2 protein-coding genes and 3 pseudogenes are annotated in these 1986 nt (G+C 64.6%); 3 read left to right on the top strand and 2 right to left on the bottom strand.

Annotated features, from left to right (window positions below):
- Window positions 1-119: 119 nt before the first annotated feature.
- From AC2VON_RS02150 to AC2VON_RS02140, 3 genes and pseudogenes are all read left to right on the top strand, one after another.
- Window positions 120-557 (top strand): annotated as a pseudogene (locus AC2VON_RS02150) (recombinase family protein); the annotation flags it as partial.
- A gap of 4 nt (window positions 558-561) precedes the next feature.
- Window positions 562-876, top strand: coding sequence for a transposase family protein (locus tag AC2VON_RS02145; RefSeq protein WP_486951462.1), 315 nt, complete (start codon window positions 562-564; stop codon window positions 874-876).
- 385 nt (window positions 877-1261) lie between these two features.
- Window positions 1262-1461: pseudogene (locus tag AC2VON_RS02140) on the top strand (IS256 family transposase); the annotation flags it as partial.
- Window positions 1462-1527: 66 nt separating this feature from the next.
- On the opposite strand, the gene AC2VON_RS02135 reads toward AC2VON_RS02140, so the two are convergent.
- On the bottom strand, window positions 1528-1713 hold the full coding sequence (locus tag AC2VON_RS02135; RefSeq protein ID WP_486951461.1) for a hypothetical protein: 186 nt from the start codon (window positions 1711-1713) through the stop codon (window positions 1528-1530).
- 15 nt (window positions 1714-1728) lie between these two features.
- Window positions 1729-1986, bottom strand: a pseudogene (locus tag AC2VON_RS02130) (mercury(II) reductase); the annotation flags it as partial.

The following is a 1986-nucleotide window of genomic DNA, read 5'->3' as shown; positions in this document are numbered from 1 at the left end:
CGCGATCGGGTTGCCGTGGCAGTCCAGCCGGAACGGTCGGTGCGGTTTTGCGCTGCCAGGATGCGTCCACATACCAGCGGCCGGTGGCCGGGTTGTGCAGGATGCGGTAGGCGACGGCGTCACTGCGCGAGTCGGAGGCGGCGGTGGTGCGCGAGATGGTGGACCGGTATCTGTCCGGGCAATCGATCTGTTCGCTGACGGTGTGGCTGAATGAGTCGGGGGTTGCCCCTGCAGAATCCAAGTCGTGGCGGACCTCGGCGGTGCGTCAGATTTTGTGTTCGGGCCGGATTGCGGGGTTGCGGGAGCATCGCCGGGAGGTGATCGGTGCGGCGAAATGGCCGGCGATCATCACCCCGGCCGAGCGGGATCGAGTGTTGGCGTGCGTGGCGGCGCGGGCGGTGACCAAGATGCGGACGGCGCGCACGTATTTGTTGTCAGGGTTGTTGCGCTGCGGGCGCTGCAGGAATCGGTTGTATTCGCAAGCACGGCATCGTAATCCGGATAATCTGGTGCTCCGCTATGTGTGTTTGAGCGGCCCGGATCAGGGCGGGTGTGGCTGACATCACCGCCGCACGCTCCCACTGTCTGGGCGTGTTGTACAAGGCGGCCGCCGACGGGGTACCGACCTTGGCCGACGTGGGCTACGAAGGAACCGGTACCGGAGTGCACACCCCGGTCAAGGGCCGCAACCTCGACATCGCGAACCAGAGCTACAACGCGCTGCTCACCGTGACACGGGCCACCGGGGAACGCGCCAACGCCGAACTCAAAGGTCGCTGGCGCTGGCTTCGCCGAATCCGACTGTGCGCAACCAGAATCGGAGCGATCGTCGCCGCCGCAATCGTACTATCGACTCTCCAACGCGGAAACTACTGAGAACACCTCAATGCTCTACATCGCCTGCACCAGGGCCATGCACGAGCTACACCTGACCCACGATGGGCAGCTATCACGTTTCCTAGAGTTCGCCGAAGAGCCCCAAAGATACGCGATCGCCCGAGTCGGCCGGCTCGACAACCATTAGGCCGTCACCCACCACCTGTGTCGCGCAAAGAGACTTCAGCTGAAGGTCGCCGGCACGCAAGTGGGCAGGGACGTCGTGAGAGACGGGTTAATGAGTAGTTCTGAGTGTCCCGCACCCAGGTGCCCGGGCAGCCGGTCGTGGCGGTCGGTCGAATCCTGCTGCAGGACAATGATTTCGATGTGCTTTTCTTTAGCGCGGTACTTCGTGGTGACCGCGTCGAGCGCGGCGACGGTGGAGGAATCCGAGGTCCGCGACGGATACTGGGCCATCTTCGATACTCCGACCTGGACATCGAACCGGGACCCCGGCTGGTCGAGATCATCGACAAACGGATCGAGGCGGTCGCCGCCAAATACGCCGACCTCTACCCGGCGGCTATGCGGATCCCGCTCACCGACAAAGCCGGGTTGTCCGCCCATCTACGGGCAGCGTTCGAGGTTGCGGTTGATGGACTTTCGGGGTGCGCCGGGTTTCGGCGATCTGGCCGCTGTCAGGGACGGTAACTATAGTGGGCGGCTGCCCGCGGCACGTCTTGCGGTGACGCGGCCGCCTGCGGCGCTTTGCGTGGTCACCTCAACGGGTTTCCCGGACGCGAGCAGCCGCAGCAGTGGGATCAAAAGTGCCGGGTCCAGGCCGGTCTGGTCGGGGGTGGCCAGTCGGTCGATGAGGTCGGTGGTGTAGTCGGTCATCGCAGCCTCCAATTCTCAAGTGGGTGTAGATGGTGTTGAGGAGGCGCAGCAGGACAGCTTCGAGACGTCGGTGCTGTAGGACTGGCAGGCGATCTTGATGGCTTCGGCCATGGTCAGGTACGGGGCCCAATTGTTGGCGACCTGCTGCACGGTCATGCCGGCCGCAAGGATGTAGACCCCGGCGGCGGCGAGTTCGCCGGCGTCCTTGGCGACCGCGGTGATCCCGAGGATCCGTCCGGTGTCGGAGTCGGCGACCACCTTGACGAAGCCGCG

This window comes from Mycobacterium sp. TH-M82, from assembly GCF_057473605.1.
The sequence above is the reverse complement of the archived record's forward strand: the minus strand, read 5'-3'. Positions and strand labels throughout refer to the sequence as shown.

Excerpts from the sequence above, each read along its gene's own strand:
- AC2VON_RS02135 (WP_486951461.1), bottom strand. The coding sequence starts at position 1,713 with ATGACCGACTACACCACCGACCTCATCGACCGACTGGCCACCCCCGAC.